We start from the raw sequence: 18,690 nt of genomic DNA, 5'->3' as shown, positions 1-18,690 counted from the left end.
GAGCGAACAGAGGAAGGGTGAAAATTTTGAGCAAACTCCAAAGGGAACCGGGGAAGGAACGGCGCCTGGGACGGGTCAAACCGCTGCCCTATGTACTGATCTTTCCTGCTATGGCCCTGTTCACGCTGTTTACCTTTTATCCCTTTATCAAGACTATTGTACTGTCCTTCGCGCTGACCAATAAGCAGGGTAACTTTACCCAGTGGGTTGGTCCGGACAACTGGATCCGAGTGCTGACCAAGGACTCCTTCTGGGATGTGGTGGCCGTTACCTTGAAGATGGCCGCTATCAACCTGTTTTTTACCTTTATTGTCGCCATGATTTTTGCCCTGATGGCGACTAAAAAGGTCCGTTTTTCCAAGGTCTACCAGACCATGTACGCCTTGCCCATGGCCATCGCCTCCTCCCCGGCTGCCGCTATCTTCTTGTTTATCTACCGCCAGAAGAACGGCCTGCTGAATAATATTCTGGGTACGGAGATCGCCTGGACAAACGAGATGCCCCATGCCATCTGGGCGGTCTGCGCTATGACAATCTGGATGCATATTGGCGTGAGTTTCATCTTCCTGTTGGTAGGCTTTCGGAATGTGCCTGAGGACCTGCTGGAGAGTGCCCTGCTGGACGGGGCCGGCCCTTTCCGCCGAATTAAGGATATTATTATTCCAATGGCCTCTCCTCAGATTTTCTTTGTCCTGTTTCTGAACATCGGCAGCTCGTTCAAGAGCTTTGCTCAGATCAGACTGCTGACCCAGGGCGGTCCGGCTAACCAGACGAAGACACTAATCTACTACATATACGAGAACGCCATTATTAACGGTCGATTTGAAACGGCCTGCGTGCAGGCCCTGTTCCTGTTTGGGCTGATCTTCCTGTTCACCAGGATCCAGTTCGCCCTGGAGAAAAAGGTGGTGCATTACCAATGATTACGCCCCATCAGAAGAAAATAGCGGGAGAGATATCCTCCTTTGCTCTCAAGACGATCATCGGTATTTTGTTCATTTCTCCGCTGATTGTCGGCGTATGCTTCTCGCTGCAGACGGATCAGGAGCTGATGACCTATCCCCTGAAGCTGATCACAGCCAACCCCACCCTGGAGAGCTATGCTCAGGTTTTTCGGCAGATCCCCATTCTTCACTATCTGAAAAACTCTGCCGTGGTATGCTTGGTGTGTATCGTGGCCCAAGTCATAATCTCCTGTCTGGCAGCCTACGGCTTCGTGTTCTTCAAATTCCCTGGGAAAAACCTGCTGTTTACCCTGATTTTGATGACGACGATGATCCCCGGCGAGGTGGTGGTCATCACCAACTATGTTACCATTCAGAACATGGACCTGATTGACACCTATATCGGTTTGGTCCTGCCCTCCCTCATTTCGGGCACCGCTATTTTCCTAATGCGGCAGTATTTTATGACCCTGCCCAAAGATTATAAGGAGGCCGCTATTCTGGATGGCTGCGGTGACATGGGATTTCTCTTCCGTGTGGCTATGCCCCTGTCCATCCCTACCATTTCCTCGTTGGCGATCTATCTGTTCGTCCAGATCTACAACCAGTATTTCTGGCCTATGCTGGTCACCAGCCGGGACGAGATGCGGACCATCCAGATTGGAATCTCCTATCTAGTCACAGCCGATGTGGTGAACTACGGACATATTCTGGCCGGCGCCGTGGTAGCTATCATTCCCTCGGTCCTAATCTATATTTTGGGTCAGGATTACATTATCAAGGGCATGACAGCCGGCGGCCTGAAGGGCTGAGGCCTATCCTGATGTTGTAAAAAGCAAAGAGGCTTTTTATAAAAAATTGGAAAAGGAGCATTAGTATGAAAAAGGTCTTATCCATTGTTCTTGCGCTTGCCATGACTATGAGCTTGGCGGCCTGCGGCGGCAAAGACAAGCCCGACGACAGCAAGGGCAGCGCGTCTTCCGGCGCGGGCACCAGCGCCAGCACCCCCTCCACCTCCGGCGAGCCTGTCGAGGTTCTGTGGTGGACCGCCTTTGGCCAGGCCAACGTGGACCACCTGCAGAAGGTGATTGACGCCTTCAATGAGAGCCAGGACGCCTATCATGTGACCATCGAGTATCAGGGCAATCAGACCGAGCTGAACGCCAAGCTGGGCTCTACCGCCCAGGCCGATCTGCCCTCCATGTTCTCTGGTCCTGTGGAGAACGTAGCTATGTACGCCACGGCTGAATACTGTGTCCCGCTCCAGGGCTTTATCGACGCCGATACCAACGGCTGGCCTGAGCTGGAGAGCACCTGGGAAGCCATCCGCACCGCTTACTGCGACAACGAGGGCAACCAGGTCGGTTACCCCGTGGGCTACAGCTATCCCGGCATTTACTATAACGCCGATATGCTGGCTGAGGCCGGCATCGATCCCAAGGAGATCAAGAGCTTCAACGATCTCTATGACGCCTGCGTCAAACTGGTCGAGGGCGGTTATACCACCTACGGCGTCGGCTTCCATCCCGATGGCTTCTACTTCAACGCCGCTCTGGGCCGTGAGGGCCTGCAGGCATATAACAACAACAACGGCCTGGGCAGCGAGCGGATCACCGAGTGTCTGTACACCAAGGATGCCAAAGTACACGACGCCATCTACAATATGCTGGACGTGTATCAGAAGCTCCACGCGGAAAAGCTGTGTGTGGCCTACGGTTCTGACTACCAGGCTGAGGTTATTCCCCAGATGGCTTCCGGCGACTGCGCCATGTTCATGGGCGTGGTTTCTATGACCACCAAGATTCTGGACGCTGCCAACGGCGCTTTTGAAGTGGGAATCATCCCCATGATCTCCGCCACTGAGGCCGGCATGAATTCCGGCGAGCCCGCCGGCGGCACCGGCCTGTGGATCTGCAACACCGGCGACACCGCTGAACAGCAGGGCGCCTATGAATTTATCAAGTTCGCCAGCACCGGCGAGCAGGCCGCTTCCTTTGCTGTCGCCACCGGCTATCTGGCTCCCAACCAGGAGTCCTATACCAGCGATACTTATAACGACTATGTGGCCAACACCTTCCCCGCCGTTACCGGCGTGTACGAGTCCCTGGCCGCCTCTGACGACTCCGCTACCAACCCCTATATCCCCATCTCCAACGAGATGAAGGTGGCTAACAAGCTGGCCATCGAAACCGTGTCCAGCGATCCTAAGGCTAACATCGACGACGTCATCAAGACTGCTGAGGAGACCATCCAGGAAGCGATTGACCTATACAATATGTCCAATCCCTGAGCGGACGGTGTTCCAGGTATAGCATAACTTCCCATGTGGGGGCAGGGCCAGGCCCTGCCCCCCTTTTCCGATGATAAAGGGGGAACTTGGTCATGAAACATAAACTTTTCTGGACTTCCCTTCTGGCGCTAGCGATGCTGGCCGCGTGTGCGGGAGAGCCAGGGGATATCAGCGGCGGTCAGAGCGGCACATCTGTGTCCGCGTCAGGACCAGGGGACTCCGCTTCTGGCTCCTCGGCTTTGAAAGAGGGAGAAATTTCCCAGCCGGAGGATTACTTTGATCTGGTTTTTGACACCAGCCAAGACCAAGGGAAATTGACCGCCCGCTACCTTTATCTACAGACGATCTACGGAACGGGTAAGGAGGCGGTCACCACCGGCGACAGCGCGGTCTATACTTCGCCGGATGGGATGGTGATGCTGGTGGACTGTGGAAACGTACCTGGAGGGCAGGAGGTGACAAACCAATTGCTGGCTATGGGTGTAGATAAGATCGACGTTCTGGTCCTCTCTCATCCGCATGCGGACCATGTGGGAGGGTTTGTCACAGTAGCAGACAATTTTGAAATCGGGCAGGTCTATGTCAATGGGCATGAATATGACAGCGGGACCTACCAAGCCATGATGGAAAAGATAGAAGAACTGTCCCTGCCCTGTGAAGTTTTAGAGGCGGGGGACGCCTTCTCTTTGGGGGAGGAAGTCCAAGTCCAGGTGTTTGGTCCAACTCCGGGGGATACGGAGGAGGTGGCCGGCGGCTATCTGGACGCCAATGACGGTTCGATTGCCATGCGTCTGACCTATGGTCAGTCTAGCTTTTGGACTAGCGGCGATCTGTACATTACTGGGGAACAGGCGCTGACAGAGACGTATGGGCAGGATATTGCTAGCGATGTGGTAAAAATGAACCACCACGGCAAGGATACCTCCAACGGCAAGGACTTCGTTCAGGCCATGTCTCCCAAGATCGCGGTGGGGATGTTCGACAGCGTGGCCAGCCGGACAGTGGCAATGCGGTATATAGCCGGTGGGGCCGAGGTATTCTACAACAGCACAGACGGAGCGATCCGGGTATCCACTGCCGGCGACGGCGTGTATGATGTCCAGATCCAGAAAATAAGAGATGTGGCGGTCCTGCCGGATGCCCCTTCGGAGGGACACATCGTGATCTCTTGACCGTCCATACATTGGGAGGCATACATGGGACAGACAACGGAACTGCTTAAACGGCTTTTTCTGGAGGAGTGGAAGGCTCTGCTGCTGGCCAATCTCCTATTCACGGCCTTTTCTCTGCCGCTGCTCACAGTAGGACCGGCGCTGCTGGCCATGAATGGGGTGCTGACCAGACGGGCTGATGACCGGGGAAATTCGAGCTGCTGGGTAGACTTTTGGTATGTATTTAAAGCCAAATTCTGGCGGGGCATCCAGCTGGAAGCGGTGGTAGGACTGTACCTGCTGATCATCCTTTGGAGCGCCAGCGTAGCTGGACAGTTGGATGGAGCGGGACGGACAATGCTTTGGCTCTTTATATCCCTGTCGCTGTTTTTGGCGGCAATGACGGGCGTATATCTGGTCCCTCTGCTGGCGGACAGTAGCATACCGTTCTTTTCAGCACTGTGGGACGCTGCGCTGCTGTCCTTCGCCCGGCTCCCCCGTACGCTGTTGGCAATGGGGGCGGTGTACGGGTCGCTTTGTGTGTTCCTGCTGCTTTATCCCATTTCTGTATTGCCGTGGGCCATGCTGCTTTTGGCCGCTGCTGCCGCCCTCTCCGTAGCGCTGGTGTGGCCGGCTATCAATGAACTGATTTTTCCCCAGGAATAAAATTGTGAAAGGAGCGGGAAAGGAGGATCTCTATGGAACGAGGCTATATTTTGTCGATTGACCAGAGCACCCAGGGGACCAAAGCGATCCTGCTGGATGGCCAGGGCCAGTTCGTCCTGCGCCGGGACCTGCCCCACCGGCAGTTAATCAGCGCCCAGGGATGGGTGGGGCACGATGCCCAGGAGATCGCGGAAAATATTATTCGGGTTGCTCAGGCGGCGGTACGGGACAGCGGGATTGATTCCCGGCGGCTGGCCGGCGTGGCGGTCACCAATCAGCGGGAGAGCGTGGCCCTGTGGGAGCGGGATACAGGCAGGCCGGTGTGTGAGTCTATCGTCTGGCAGTGTAACCGAGCGGCGGAGCTGTGCCGCCATATCCAGGAACGAGGCGATTATCCGGAAATTCAGCGGCGTACCGGGCTGGTCCCCTCCCCCTTTTTCTCTGCCGGGAAGGTGGCTTGGGCGCTGGAACATGTGCCTGGGGCCAGAGAGAAGGCTGAACGGGGACAGCTCTGCATCGGCACCATGGATACTTGGACGATCTGGCAGCTCACCGGAGGAAAAGTCCACAAAACGGATTGCAGCAACGCCTCCCGCACCCAGCTGTTTAATATCCATACCATGGAGTGGGATCCGGAGCTGTGCCGGATATTTGATATCCCCATGTCAGTGCTGCCCCAGGTGTGCGGCTCTGATGGGGAATATGGACAGACAGATTTGGGAGGACTGCTGGACCATCCGGTGCCGATCCGAAGTGCTATCGGGGACTCCCATGCCTCCCTTTTTGGACACGGATGCGTGGAGCGGGGGGACTGCATGGCGGGTCATGGAACAGGCACCTGCGTACTGATGAATATTGGAGAAGAACCGCTGGAGTCCCAGAATGGACTCAATACCACGGTGGCCTGGCGGATGAATGGAAAGACTGTATACGCTCTGGAGGGTGTGGTGAACTATGCTGGAGCGGTCACCACCTGGCTGAAGGACGGTCTGGAGCTGGTGTCCTGCCCAGAGGAAACCGAGGCGCTGGCCTGTCGGGCTGACCCAGGTGACCATACCTATCTGGTACCTGCCTTCACGGGGATCGGAGCGCCCTACTGGGACGATGGCGCCTCTGCCTGCTTTGTGGGGATGAGCCGGCTGACCGGGCGGGCGGAGCTGGTCAGAGCTGGGATAGAGAGCATTGGATACCAAGTGGCCGATATCGTGAGAGCCATGGAGCGGGATATGGGCGCGCCTGCCAGTCAGGTGCGGATGGCTGGGGGGCCTACAAAAAATCGCTATCTGACGCAATTTCAGAGTGACATTATGGACCGCCCTGTTGTCCTTGGAAAGTATGAGGAGCTGGTAGCCGTGGGCGCGGGACAAATGGCTGGACTGGCTATGGGACTGTATGACCTGCCGGAGCTGGAACGGCTTCGGCGGACACAGCTGTTCCGGCCGCGGATGGAACAGAAGGAGCGCCTGGAACGGCTGGATGGCTGGGCCCGGGCGGTGCAAAAGGCGTTGAGCCGATAGGACTCTGGCCTGCCGACGGGCGGGAGCGGAGTACGCAAATAAGGAGATGCTGCAATGAAAAAACGTATTTTAGTCTACTCCGTAGACGCTATGGTATGTGAGGACGTAGACGCCCTGCGGAGGCTGCCTAATTTTCAGAAATTTTTGGCGGGAGGCTGTGAGGTCACGGGAGGTATGCGTACCATATATCCCTCTGTGACTTATCCGGCCCATGTGTCCATGATGACCGGATGCTATGTGGGAAAGCACGGTGTCACCAGCAACTTTTCCTTTACCACCACCAACAAGGATGACAACTGGCTGTGGTTCAGCGACGCCATCCAGGTGGAGGACATCTTCCAGGCGGCAAAAAAAGCCGGGTATACCACGGGCGCCATCTCCTGGCCTGTTACCGCTGGGAACAAGAATGTGGATTGGCTGATGGCTGAATACTGGATGCCCCATCCTGGAGACACATTGCGCAGCAGCTTCGCCGACGCGGGTTCCAGCCCTGCTATGCTGGACATCATAGAGGCTAATAAGAGGTACCTGCCCGCTGGCTATGAAAAAGGCGGCAAAAAGAATTTCATGCAGTGGCCCACGGTGGACGACTTCATCATCCATGTGGCCAGCGATGTGATTCGTCAACATGCCCCTGAGGTGATGTTTGTTCACACGGGCACCTTTGATACTTATCGCCATGCCCACGGGGTGTTTAGCTCCTATTTGGACGAGGCTCGGGCCAATCTGGACCGGTATATCGGGGAGCTGATGGAGGCGTGCCGGATCGCCGGTGTAGCCGAGGAAACCAACTTGGTTCTGGTCAGTGACCATGGACAGAGGGATATCTGCCGGGCTATCAATTTGAATGTGCTGCTGGCTGATCGTGGCTTTATCGATGTGGACAAACAGGGCAACGTAGTGGACTGGCGCGCCTACTGCTTCTCCAATGCCATGTCCTCCAATGTCTATCTCCGGGACCCGGAGGACCAGGCGTTGAAACAGGCTGTCTATCAGTGTCTGGAGGAGCTGCGGCAGGAGGGAGTTTATGGGATCGGCAGACTGTTCACAGCCGAGGAAGCACGAGATGAGGAGCATCTTTACGGCGGCTTCAGCTTCGTGATCGAGAGCGACGGCTATACCTCCTTTGGAGACAAGGCGGTGCGTCCGCTGGTGCAGAACTTCGACGTGAACGATTACCGCTTCGGCCGGGCTACCCACGGATACCTCCCGGACCTGGGAGCGCAGCCCGTCTTTGTGGCAAAGGGACCTGATTTTCGGGAGAGGACTACGCTGGAGCGGGGGCTGGTGGTAGATGAGGCGCCCACCTACGCCAAGCTTCTGGGGGTGGAACTGCCTCAGGCGGATGGTAAGGCCATGGACTGCTTCCTGCGTTAGATGACCGTATTGACCATAAAAGGAACAAAACCGAAAGGTATCGCACATAAAAACTATACAGGGGCTGGAATTTGTGATAAAATATTACCATCGGCCAGCGGAGGGGGTTCCCTGCTCCTCTGCTGGGCGGTGGTATTCTGAAAAGCTGAGCAAGGTGTTGAACAATGAAAAGGGTTACCGTTACCATGCACGACGTGGCGCGTTTAGCTGGAGTTTCCCAGACCACGGTTTCTCTGATTCTGAACCAGAGCGGCAGTGCCTCCTTTTCCCAGGAAACTGTCAACCGGGTCTATGCCGCTGCTGCCCAGTTGAACTATAAGGCGAAACGTCCCATTACGCAGGGGCCTCGGCCCAAGACCGTTATGGTGCTGATGGCAAACGTGACCAACCCGTATTACACAGCCATGCTCAGCAGCATCGAGGACGTGTGTTACGCCCAGGGGTATAAGGTGGTCTCCTGCTGCACTTACCACGATACGGAGTCGGAAAAGCTGTATATGGAGATGGCGGTCAGCAATAACTATCCCGGAGTTATCCTGCTGTCGCCGCCGGATAATCCGGCTGCCTTTGCTGAGGTGTCAGCTAAGATACCTGTAGTTACCATTTGTGACCGCATCTCTAATCTGGAAACAGATATCATAGAGCTGAATAACTGTCTGGCGGGCCGGTTGGCTGCTGAACACCTCCATGCGCTGGGACATCAGCGCATCGCTGTACTTACCAGCCCTCTGAAACGGAACACTGCTCGGACGGAGCGGCTGAACGGGCTGAAAGCCTATTTCGCACAGCATCTGCCCGACAATGACCTGGTCTTATGTATTGAAAACAATTCGGAGGCGGACAACCTGGCCGAACGGCTCAATGATTACCACGCGGGTTACTTGCTGGCCCAGAACGAGAAGCTGTACGACCAGGGAGTCACCGCCATTGTCTGTATCAATGATATGCTGGCATACGGAGTGATTGACTCCCTTCGAGAGAGGGGCATTTCTGTGCCGGAAGATGTATCGGTGCTGGGGTTTGATAATTTATTTTATTCCCGGCTGACCGGTGTATCGTTGACCACAGTGGATCAGCACACTGAGATGTTGGCCCGGAGCGCGGTGGAAGTGCTGCTGCAAAAGCTCAAAATGCCTCCGGGGGGAGCTGGGGCGGCCGGCACAGTGCCGCGGTACAAGGTGGAGTGCCATCCTCAGCTGGTGGCCCGTGGGACCACGGCTCCTCCTCCTGCCCAGAGCCGGCTGGTGTTAAAGTGACAGGAAGCGGACACAAAATATGCGCCCCGGCAAAGCCGGCCTGAGAGGCCGGATGCCGGGGCGCGCAATATTTGTGAGGGAGTACAGCTGCTACAGGGACTCTGTGATTTGAACCACTCGGCGGATGTCGGAGTGGATGACAGGCGTGGTTGCCCTCCCGTCGGGGGCGTATTCCAGCACTAGGTGGGCCTGAGGTGTATATTGGGCGATGGCGCGGAGAATGTCGTCCATCTCCTGATGGGAACAGAAGCCCTCTGGGTCGTAAATAGGGTAGTGGCTGTCGTGGAAGCCGTCGTTGTTGTTGAGGTGGTATCCTTTGATGCGGGTCCCCATTCGGCGGATAAGGGCGGGAATATCCCAGCGGTTGAGCATGGCGTGACCGGTATCGATCAGACAGCCGACCTCCTGGGGGAGACGGTCAAAAAGAGCTACGAACTGCTCCTGGTCAAAAAGGACGCTGTTCTTTTTGGGATAGCCCACATTTTCCACTGTTACGTGGATGCCCTCGTCTATCATGCGGCGGGTCCAGTCCAGCAAGACCTCCAGAGAGCGGGCTCGCCAGCGGTCCCCCTCCTGGGCGGGAAAGCTACCCTCGTGGGTATGCATAACCATGGAGGTAGCGTGGAATTGATGATAGAGGCGACAAGCCTTGTTGTACTCCTTTTCCATGAATTGCTCCTCTGGGCTGCCGGGGATGGTGCACTCCTCCACAAAAGGGGCGTGGAGGGTAATAGGCAGATGGGAGAAGACTGGGATCTGACGGACCAGATTTTCGTCAAAATTGGGTGTGGTCCAGCTGGTGGCAAATTCTACACCTACAGGGAAGTCCGGGAAGGTACGGATGCACTCCGCCAGCCAGGGGTAGTCTTGAAAGGCCACGCAGTAAGTAGATAAGTAAATGTCTCGCATAGTTGACCTCCGATTCTATTAAAATATTAGTTTGATATTACTTAAAATTGCTCTAAAATTGGCAAAAAACAGGAAAATATATTTTGAATATCAATATTTTAGACGGAATATACAGAGATGTCAAGGGAAGATAGAAAAAATATATTATTAAAACTTGGAGGCAAAATTCGATGTGTGGTATAGGTAAAGATCTAGGGAGAAACGGGGACGGCATTCGGAGGAAACTGATATGCCTGGGAGACAGCCTGACATTTGGAGCGGGAGTAACTCGCCGGGACTGCTGGACCTCTCTTGTTCAGAGGGAGTGTGGGTGGACGGTGGTCAACCGGGGGATCAGTGGTGATACGACCGGCGGAATGCTGGTTCGTCTGCAACGGGATGTCCTGGGTCCGGCGCTGGAGGAACGCCGATGCGGCGGAGACTGCCGGGTCTTGGTGATGGGGGGCAGCAACGATATCTTTTTTTCCGGGACAGACAGCCAGGCCAGAGGCAATATGACCGCGATCTGTCACCAACTGGAGGCGGAGGGAATTTTTCCGGGAATTGGCATTCCGCTTCCGGTAGACTGGTCCAAAGCTCCAGAGAAATGGACGGGGGTGGTGGACTTCTATCAGAGTGCCCCACGCATTTTGGCCTACAATGAGTGGCTCAGACGTTTTGCAGCCAGTGCCGGGCTGGTCCTGGTAGACTTTGCGTCGGATTTCCTGAGCGTTTCCGGGCAGGTGCGCCATGAGTTGTTTTTGGATGGAATCCACCCAAATCTTGAGGGGCATCGGGAAATGGCCCGGCGATTGGCAAAAGAATTGGATAAAATATATTAATAATATTTTATGGAGAAAAAATTTTAAAAGTTGAATAATTGATAAAAAATATAGGCAAAAAACGGAGTGCTATTGACAAAATAGAAAGTATACTCTATACTATCTACTATAAAAATAAAATATTATTAGTAATATTTTTGCTTTAGAAAGCAGGTCGCCGGCGCTATGGAATTTTATGAAAGCACCAGCACAGATCCCTATTACAATCTGGCGCTGGAGGACTATTTTTTTACCCATATGGATTCCATGAAGGACTATTTTTTGCTGTGGCAGAATGATAAAGCTGTTATAGTAGGAAAATACCAGAATACTCTGGAGGAAGTTGACCAGACATTCGTGGATGAGAGGGGAATCCGGGTAGCCCGCCGCCTGTCGGGCGGAGGCGCGGTGTATCATGATCTGGGGAATCTGAACTACACATTTATCGTGGAGGAAGACCGGGCTGAGGCATTTCGTTTTGAAGTGTTTACAAAGCCTCTGCTGGCTGCCTTGAAGGAACTGGGCGTGGCGGCGGAGACATCCGGTCGGAATGACATCACCATTGATGGGAAAAAGATATCCGGCAGTTCTCAGTATTTCAGGAATGGGCGGCTGCTCCATCATGGCTGTATCCTGCTGGACTGTGACCGGGATACTCTGACCAAGGCGCTCCAGGTGAAGGAGGGCAAGATTCGCTCCAAGAGCATCAAATCCGTGCGCAGCCGTGTCACCTCAATCAACGAGCATCTGGAGCGCCCCATTACTATGGCCCGTTTCAAAGAGGTGCTACGGAAACAAGTCTTTGCGGCGGCACCCCATCCAGTCGTGTTGAGCCAGGGAGATTTGTCGGAAATCCAGATTTTGCGGGACAGCCGCTACGCGACGTGGGAGTGGAACTACGGGGCGTCTCCCCGCTGTGATATCAGGAGGGAGGGGTATTACCCCTTCGGTCAGATATCAGCTGAACTGGCGATGGAGAAAGGCCGGATTCAATGCCTGAAACTGTCCGGTGACTTTTTTGGCAGGGAAGAGCTGTCTTCCCTGGAAGACCTGTTCCGGGGACGGCGGCTCATCCCAGAAGACTTGTCCCCTCTAACCGGGGTGGACCTTGGGGCCTATGTGTCCGGCCTGGATTGGGATACATTGATCCAGCTGCTGTGCGGCTGAAGAGGTTTTTGAGAGGAGTATATGTCCATGATCCCCTACATACTGGAAGCTGAGTTTTTTCTCCGTATCGTGTTGGCCAGCGTCTGCGGTATTTTAATTGGCTTTGAGCGGTCCAAAAGGCTGAAGGAGGCCGGGGTGCGCACACACTGTATGGTCGCCTGCGGAGCGGCGTTGATGATGATTGTTTCCAAATATGGTTTTGCGGATCTTGTGCAGGAGGCCGGGGTGTATCTCTACGGGACGAAGGGGGCGGATGCGTCGCGGATAGCCTCTCAGGTAGTCAGCGGTGTGGGATTTTTGGGGGCCGGAGTTATTTTCCGCACCGGGGTTTCCATCAAGGGCCTGACCACCGCTGCGGGTTTGTGGACCACGTCTGCCGTGGGGCTGGCACTAGGGGCGGGTATGTATATCATCGGCATCACAGGTACGCTGCTTATTGTGTTGGAACAATTTTTGATGCACCGATTCCACTTTGGAAACGACGCCTACACCATGCAGGAGATCAAGGTGCGATTCCGGGACTCCCTGGAATTTCGGGACTATCTCTTCCGCCTTCTACAAGAGCGGGGAGGCAGTATCTGCAACTGCGCCGTGAACAAGACGGGAGATGGAGATGTGGCCTATACCTTGACCGTCCGGGTCAAGGAACCCATCAGCGCCCAGGAGCTGCAGGGGCTGATGGACCGGCATGAACAGATTAGCTCCTTTTCTGTCTGAAGGAAGCCCCCCTGGTCAAAGACCAGGGGGGCTTGAAACTGTTAAAAAAGCGGCAAAGACACTTTTTCGAGAAAAGCCATACGCAGGGTGGTCCTCCACTCCCAGCGGAAAAGTCGGCCCACCCTGCGGGAGAAGTGTCATTTCCGACGCGCATGTCGCCGGAAATGACGGGATCAAATTTTATTCCGTCGCCTGCGGGCGACGGAACTTCTTGCGGGAGGGCTTTTAGGGGCAAAAACAAATTTGCTTCAGGGGATGAAATCGGGGCTGACCTGTTGTATAATAGAGGGGACAATGGACGGCGGAGGAGGGGATATGGAGTGGAGGAAAACGGAGCGATGACGGTAATCGCCCACATCGAGAGCCAGTTCCACACAAAATTTGGTATCCCTCGGCAGAGCGGTCTGGTGGAGGAGTTGGAGGCGGACGTCGTGTTCGAACCCCAGTTTCGGGACCTCAATGCGCTGCGGGGGCTGGAAGGATTTTCCCATATCTGGCTTATCTGGGACTTTTCCGAGGTCAGGGACAAAGGCTGGACGCCCACTGTCCGGCCGCCCAGACTGGGGGGAAACCGCCGATTGGGAGTTTTTGCCACCCGGTCCCCCTTTCGTCCAAACCCTATCGGCCTAAGCTGTGTCCGGCTGGCGGGAATAGATCCGCACACGGAACGGGGGCCCGTCCTCCGTGTCAGGGGGGCTGACCTGATGGATGGGACCCCGATCTATGATATCAAGCCCTACCTGCCCTATTCCGACTGTAAGCCGGAGGCGGTGGGGGGCTTTGCCAGCCAACCCAAGGAGGCGTCCCTGGCGGTGGATATCCCGGAGCGGTGGAAGGCTCTGATTCCAGAAGGACTGCTGCCCGCGCTGACTGGGGTGCTGGCCCAGGACCCCAGGCCCTCTTATCAACAGGTTCCGGACCGGATCTACACCATGGAGTTTGGAGGTCTGGAGGTAAAGTTTCAGGTAGAGGGGGATATCCTGAATGTGTGCCAAATATCCCGGAGGAAATCTTAATAAAGTTTTGATTCAAAATGGTGTATAATATCGCTATATACTACATTAGTGACTAGGGATATCAGTCTTAAAAGCATCGAAAAAACAGAAGTACAGGAGGAGCAACCTATGAAAATGATCTTTGCGGTGATCCGGGACAAGGACAGCTATGCCGCCATCGGCGCTCTGAGTGAAAAAAATATCGGTGTGACAAAATTAGCTAGCAGCGGAGGCTTTTTGCGGGAGGGCAATACCACACTGATGATCGGGGTCGAGGACAGCAGGGTGGAGGAAGTCATGGGGATCCTGCGGGAGAACTGTGCGAAGCGGACCCAGATCGATGTGGCCGCACCCTATCCCATAGGCGGGGCGCCCATTTGGAACTATAATTATAGCACCATCCAGGTGGAGGCTGGGGGAGCCACAGTCTTCGTGCTGGACGTATCAGATTTTAAAAAACTGTAAGCGCACCTGCGGACAGCGGCCCCGGTCTCGCCAGACCGGGGCCGCTTTTTGAAAAAGAAGACCTTCCACCAACAGGAAGAAAAGTTATTTATAAAATAGTCTTGACATTCCCCCTTCTGGACCATGTATGGTCTGACCAGAAAGGAGTGGAAGCGATATGGAAATGAATGGAGCGGTAGACTCCTCGGCCATACTGGTCATGGGGCTGGTGGGGCTGTTCTCGGTCGCCCTCCCGCTGGGACTGGCCCTGCTATTTCGGCGGAGGACCGGGGGACGCACGAGATTCTTCCTCTTGGGCTGTGTGGTGTTCCCGCTGTTCGCCATGGGGCTGGAGGCCCAGGGGCACCGGCTGCTGTACTACGGGGTCTGGAGCCAGGCGCTGAACAGCAGCATCTGGCTATACGCTCTGTACGGGGGGCTGATGGCCGGTATCTTTGAGGAGTGCGGCCGCTGGGTGGCCTTCCGGCTGGGCCGGCGGTGGACTCAGGGTCCCGGAGACGCCCTGATGTATGGGGCGGGCCACGGAGGGGCGGAGTCATTCCTCCTCTTGGGAATGACCATGGTCAACAATGTCATTCTGTCCCTGACCATCAACCGGGGCGGCCTGCCAGCGGTGGAGGAGCTGATAGGCCCCATTCCAGAAGCTGGTATGGCGGCTATCACCTCTCTTGCTGTTACCCCCGCCGCACTCTACCTCTGGGGGGCCTTCGAGCGGATCACGGCGATGGTGGTACAGATCGCCCTGTCGGTACTGGTGTACGCCGCCGTTACCAGGAAGAGCGGCTGGTATTGGTTCCCTGCCGCCATTCTGCTCCACGCCGCGGTGGACGTCACCGCTGTGGCAGCCGGGGCCTTCCTGCCTATTCCGGCTACCGAGGCGCTGCTGGCAGCATGGGCGGCAGCCCTGGCCCTGCTGGCCCGACGGGTCTATTTACAGGAAAAATGGAAAAAGTCTTGACCTTCCCCCAGGTGGAAGGTGTAGAGTAGGACCAGAAAGGGGCGTAGCCCATGAAGATCAACGAGGTGGAGGCCCTGGTGGGCATCACCAAAAAGAACATCCGGTTTTATGAGGAGCAGGGCCTGCTCTCTCCCAGGCGCAACAGTGAGAACGGCTATCGGGACTACGGCCAGGAGGAAGTGGATACTCTGCGGCAGATCAAGCTGCTGCGCAAGTTGGGTGTCCCGTTGGAGGAGATCCGGCGGATGCAGGCGGGCAGGATCACGGTAGCGGACGGGATGAGGCGACACCTGGTCACCTTGGAGCGGGAGCAGCGCAGTCTGGAGCAGTCTATGGAACTGTGCCGCTGCCTGAAGAACCGGGAGGAGCGGCTGGCCGAGCTGGATGCCGGATCCTTGCTGGCGGAGATGGAGCAGATGGAGCAGGCGGGCTCCACCTTCCAGGATAAGCAGTACGGAGATGTGAAGCCCATCCGCTATGCCGCGGCCGTAATCGCGGCCCTGGTAATGACCGCCTTTATGGCTGGTGTCATCGCGCTGATGATTTGGGGGTTTACAGTGGAGGCTGCGGAAGCTCCGCCCCTTCCGCTGATCGTGGTGCTGGTGGCCCTCCCGGCAGTGGTCATTCTGGGGGTTCTGCTGGCACTGATCCAGCGGATTCGGGAGATTCAGCGGGGGGAGGAAGACGATGCGAAAAACTACTAAGGGAAAAGGCTTCCTGGGTGCTGTACTGGTCACGATCACTGTGGCGGTCCTGATGTTCCTGCTCACTGGCGCCCTATTGACCGGCTACTTCGGCGGGGATACCGAGCCCTTTGCCACCGGCGTCGTTCTGTTTTTTGCCCTGCTGTATTTGGCGGTGGCTCTAGGCGCGATCATCTCTTTGTACCGCCGCTGGAAAGAGATCCAAGGGGGTGAGGAGGATGAAGCCAAAAGGTACTGACATCCGCAAGAGGGAACAGAAGCGGGCTGCCGTTAAAAGCGTGCTGTTCAGCGGCCTATTCCGAATCCTTGGAGCGGCCCTGCTGCTTTTCACACGAGAGCACACCCCCTGGCCTGAACTCCACGGCCTGCTGCTTCTGCTGGCCATTCTAGATCTGCTTACCATCCCCTTCAGTTTTGTCGTGCTAATCCAGCGGATTCGGGAGATCGAGAGGGGGGAGCTGGATGAAGCGCGGAAATATTGAGTGGCTGCGGAGAGAAAAGAGATCGGCTGTCTTGGGAATGGCCCTTTTTGGTCTGCTCCAGATGGCCTGTGTCATTGGATTTGCGGCCCTGAGCGCTATCCCGAACATTCCACGGTGGCTGTTTATCCTGTTTACTGTACTGGCGGCGGTCTGTGCCGCTGTGCTGCTGCCCGCACTGTGGACACTGCGGAAGCGGTTTCAGGAGCTGGATACAGCAAAGGAGTTTGTGAGTTTGTATAAGGAGGAAAGACATATGCTATTGGTAAACATTGATTATATTCCGGGCAGGGAGCTTGAGGTGCTGGGGATTGCTAAAGGTACTGTCGTCCAGTCCAAGAACTTTGGCAAGGATTTTATGGCCGGGATGAAAACTTTGGTGGGCGGTGAGATCACCAGCTACACCGAGATGCTCAACGAGGCCCGTCAGATCGCTGTCAAGCGTATGGTGGACGAGGCGGAGTCCATGGGGGCGGACGCGGTCATCAACGTGCGTTACGGCTCATCCTCAGTCATGCAGGGGGCGGCCGAGGTCATCGCCTACGGTACCGCGGTGAAGTACCGCTGAAGACGGATCGCCGCCTTTCGCGGTGGTTCTTCCGAGAATATCAACAAAAAAGAGCGGGACGCTGGGGGGCGTCCCGCTCTTTTTGACTGTATTATTTGGCGTACTCGATGGCCTTGGTCTCCCGCAGCAGGTTGACCTTGATCTGGCCGGGATATTCCAGCTCGTCCTCGATCTTCTTGGCGATCTCCCGGGCCAGCAGGACCATCTGGTCCTCACTGATGACCTCGGGCTTGACCATGATACGGACCTCACGGCCGGCCTGAATGGCAAAGGATTTCTCCACCCCATTGAAGGAGGAGGTGATCTCCTCCAGCATCTCCAGCCGCTTGATATAGTTTTCCAAATTCTCCCGCCGGGCCCCGGGGCGGGCGGCGGAAATGGCATCAGCCGCCTGGACCAGACAGGCGACGACGGTCCGGGGCTCCACGTCGTTGTGATGGGCCTGGATGGCGTGGATGACGCCCTCGCTCTCCCGGTATTTTTTGGCCAGCTCCACGCCAATCTGAACGTGGGAGCCCTCCACCTCATGGTCAATGGACTTGCCCAAATCGTGGAGCAGACCGGCCCGCTTGGCCTCGGCCACGTTGGCGCCGATCTCAGCGGCCAGCAGTCCAGCCACATGGGATACTTCGATGGAGTGATTGAGCACGTTCTGACCGTAGCTGGTGCGGTAACGCATCCGGCCCAGCAGCTTGACCAACTCCGGATGCAGGCCGTGGACGTTGGTCTCAAAGATGGCCCGCTCGCCCTCGGACTTGATGACGGCGTCTACCTCGCGCTTGGCCTTCTCCACCATCTCCTCGATGCGGGCGGGATGAATGCGGCCGTCCAGAATCAGCTTCTCCAGGGCAAGCCGGGCGACCTCGCGGCGGACGGGGTCAAAGCAGGAGACTGTAATGGCCTCCGGCGTGTCGTCGATGATTAAGTCCACCCCGGTCAGGGTCTCCAGGGTGCGGATGTTCCGGCCCTCGCGGCCGATGATACGGCCCTTCATCTCGTCGTTGGGCAGGGGAACGACAGAAACTGTGGCCTCGGCCACATGGTCCGCGGCACAGCGCTGGATGGCCAGGGAGATGATCTCCCGCGCCTTGGTGTCCGCCTCGTCCTTGAACCGGGCCTCGATCTCCTTGATCTTCATGGCCGACTCGTGGGTGACTTCCTCCTCCAACTGCTGGAGCAGGTAGTGTTTGGCCTCCTCCGCGGTGTAGCCGGAGATGCGCTCCAGCACCTCCAACTGGCTCTTTTTGATCTGTTCCGCCTCGGCCTGGGTGGCCTCCAGCCTGGACAGCTTGGAGGAGAGCTGCTCCTCCTTCTTCTCGATGTTCTCGGTTTTGCGGTCTAGGTTCTCTTCCTTCTGCTGGAGCCGGTGCTCCTGGCGCTGCAGGTCGGCCCGACGCTCCTTGACTTCACGCTCATGCTCGTTCTTGGCCTTCAGGATCTCCTCCTTGGCCTCCACCATGGCCTCGCGCTTTTTGCTCTCGGCGCTTTTATAGGCCTCATTAACGATGCGGGTAGCCTCCTCCTCGGCGGAGCCGATCTGCTGCTCGGCGGACTTCTTCCGACGTTGAATGCCTACAGGGATACCTACCGCCAGACCGATCACGATACCGATGATCGCTCCGATGATATAGGGTAGCATTTGGTCTTTTACACCTCCATGAAATTTCATAAGGCTGGAGCGGACCGCCCCAGCGCCCGTGTCCAGGCCGCCAGCCCTCACGGGACTT

The 18,690-nt window shown here is 56.2% G+C and carries 20 protein-coding genes; 18 read left to right on the top strand and 2 right to left on the bottom strand.

All coding sequences use genetic code 11. From position 1 onward, the window contains the following. The first annotated feature begins 26 nt into the window (after positions 1-26). The 8 genes from OCV64_RS01250 (at position 27) to OCV64_RS01215 (ending at position 9,201) form a co-directional block, all read left to right on the top strand. A complete protein-coding gene (locus OCV64_RS01250; RefSeq protein WP_147572860.1) occupies positions 27-923 on the top strand; it encodes a carbohydrate ABC transporter permease in 897 nt (298 codons plus the stop codon). Then, positions 920-1,756: a carbohydrate ABC transporter permease gene (locus OCV64_RS01245; protein WP_186852368.1), complete on the top strand. Its 837-nt coding sequence runs from the start codon at positions 920-922 to the stop codon at positions 1,754-1,756. The genes OCV64_RS01250 and OCV64_RS01245 overlap by 4 nt, the downstream gene beginning before the upstream one ends. Before the next feature lie 65 nt (positions 1,757-1,821). Further along, on the top strand, positions 1,822-3,234 hold the full coding sequence (locus tag OCV64_RS01240; RefSeq protein WP_147572856.1) for an extracellular solute-binding protein: 1,413 nt from the start codon (positions 1,822-1,824) through the stop codon (positions 3,232-3,234). Between the two features lie 92 nt (positions 3,235-3,326). Beyond that, positions 3,327-4,406: a ComEC/Rec2 family competence protein gene (locus tag OCV64_RS01235; protein WP_262669037.1), complete on the top strand. Its 1,080-nt coding sequence runs from the start codon at positions 3,327-3,329 to the stop codon at positions 4,404-4,406. A 24-nt stretch (positions 4,407-4,430) separates the two neighbouring features. Further along, positions 4,431-5,051 (top strand): DUF624 domain-containing protein, encoded by a 621-nt coding sequence (locus tag OCV64_RS01230; protein WP_186852366.1) that lies wholly within the window; start codon positions 4,431-4,433, stop codon positions 5,049-5,051. Between the two features lie 32 nt (positions 5,052-5,083). Beyond that, entirely contained in the window at positions 5,084-6,568 is a 1,485-nt protein-coding gene (locus tag OCV64_RS01225) for an FGGY family carbohydrate kinase (protein WP_186852365.1), read from the top strand. Between the two features lie 54 nt (positions 6,569-6,622). Beyond that, on the top strand, positions 6,623-7,945 hold the full coding sequence (locus tag OCV64_RS01220) for an alkaline phosphatase family protein (RefSeq protein ID WP_240288726.1): 1,323 nt from the start codon (positions 6,623-6,625) through the stop codon (positions 7,943-7,945). 164 nt (positions 7,946-8,109) lie between these two features. Continuing rightward, entirely contained in the window at positions 8,110-9,201 is a 1,092-nt protein-coding gene (locus tag OCV64_RS01215; protein ID WP_147572846.1) for a LacI family DNA-binding transcriptional regulator, read from the top strand. 90 nt (positions 9,202-9,291) lie between these two features. Here OCV64_RS01215 and OCV64_RS01210 read toward each other — a convergent pair whose 3' ends face one another. Beyond that, complete coding sequence (locus tag OCV64_RS01210; protein ID WP_186852363.1) at positions 9,292-10,110, bottom strand: sugar phosphate isomerase/epimerase family protein; 819 nt, start codon at positions 10,108-10,110, stop codon at positions 9,292-9,294. 170 nt (positions 10,111-10,280) lie between these two features. Between OCV64_RS01210 and OCV64_RS01205 the strand changes: the two genes are divergently transcribed. From OCV64_RS01205 to OCV64_RS01160, 10 genes are all read left to right on the top strand, one after another. After that, entirely contained in the window at positions 10,281-10,931 is a 651-nt protein-coding gene (locus OCV64_RS01205) for a GDSL-type esterase/lipase family protein (protein ID WP_262669036.1), read from the top strand. A gap of 165 nt (positions 10,932-11,096) precedes the next feature. Continuing rightward, positions 11,097-12,077 (top strand): lipoate--protein ligase, encoded by a 981-nt coding sequence (locus OCV64_RS01200; protein ID WP_262669035.1) that lies wholly within the window; start codon positions 11,097-11,099, stop codon positions 12,075-12,077. A 27-nt stretch (positions 12,078-12,104) separates the two neighbouring features. Then, positions 12,105-12,794: an MgtC/SapB family protein gene (locus OCV64_RS01195; RefSeq protein ID WP_240288722.1), complete on the top strand. Its 690-nt coding sequence runs from the start codon at positions 12,105-12,107 to the stop codon at positions 12,792-12,794. A 338-nt stretch (positions 12,795-13,132) separates the two neighbouring features. Then, the gene (gene tsaA, locus OCV64_RS01190) at positions 13,133-13,810 is read left to right on the top strand and encodes a tRNA (N6-threonylcarbamoyladenosine(37)-N6)-methyltransferase TrmO (RefSeq protein WP_147573040.1); all 678 of its coding nucleotides are present in this window, start codon (positions 13,133-13,135) and stop codon (positions 13,808-13,810) included. 108 nt (positions 13,811-13,918) lie between these two features. Then, positions 13,919-14,254: a cyclic-di-AMP receptor gene (locus OCV64_RS01185; protein WP_147572836.1), complete on the top strand. Its 336-nt coding sequence runs from the start codon at positions 13,919-13,921 to the stop codon at positions 14,252-14,254. A 157-nt stretch (positions 14,255-14,411) separates the two neighbouring features. Further along, positions 14,412-15,212 carry a YhfC family intramembrane metalloprotease gene (locus OCV64_RS01180; RefSeq protein ID WP_240288720.1) on the top strand — a complete coding sequence of 267 codons (801 nt, stop codon included), beginning with the start codon at positions 14,412-14,414 and terminating at the stop codon, positions 15,210-15,212. Positions 15,213-15,262: 50 nt separating this feature from the next. Further along, complete coding sequence (locus OCV64_RS01175; protein ID WP_147572832.1) at positions 15,263-15,916, top strand: MerR family transcriptional regulator; 654 nt, start codon at positions 15,263-15,265, stop codon at positions 15,914-15,916. Then, on the top strand, positions 15,900-16,154 hold the full coding sequence (locus OCV64_RS01170) for a hypothetical protein (protein ID WP_147572830.1): 255 nt from the start codon (positions 15,900-15,902) through the stop codon (positions 16,152-16,154). The genes OCV64_RS01175 and OCV64_RS01170 overlap by 17 nt, the downstream gene beginning before the upstream one ends. Continuing rightward, a complete protein-coding gene (locus OCV64_RS01165) occupies positions 16,135-16,398 on the top strand; it encodes a hypothetical protein (protein WP_147572828.1) in 264 nt (87 codons plus the stop codon). The genes OCV64_RS01170 and OCV64_RS01165 overlap by 20 nt, the downstream gene beginning before the upstream one ends. A 253-nt stretch (positions 16,399-16,651) precedes the next feature. Next, positions 16,652-16,963 carry a YbjQ family protein gene (locus OCV64_RS01160; RefSeq protein WP_147573039.1) on the top strand — a complete coding sequence of 104 codons (312 nt, stop codon included), beginning with the start codon at positions 16,652-16,654 and terminating at the stop codon, positions 16,961-16,963. A 91-nt stretch (positions 16,964-17,054) separates the two neighbouring features. On the opposite strand, the gene rny is transcribed toward OCV64_RS01160, so the two are convergent. Continuing rightward, entirely contained in the window at positions 17,055-18,602 is a 1,548-nt protein-coding gene (gene rny / locus OCV64_RS01155) for a ribonuclease Y (RefSeq protein ID WP_147572825.1), read from the bottom strand. Positions 18,603-18,690: the final 88 nt, after the last annotated feature.

Source organism: Muriventricola aceti (assembly GCF_025567565.1).
Lineage (GTDB): Bacteria > Bacillota > Clostridia > Oscillospirales > Oscillospiraceae > Lawsonibacter > Lawsonibacter aceti.
The sequence above is the reverse complement of the archived record's forward strand: the minus strand, read 5'-3'. Positions and strand labels throughout refer to the sequence as shown.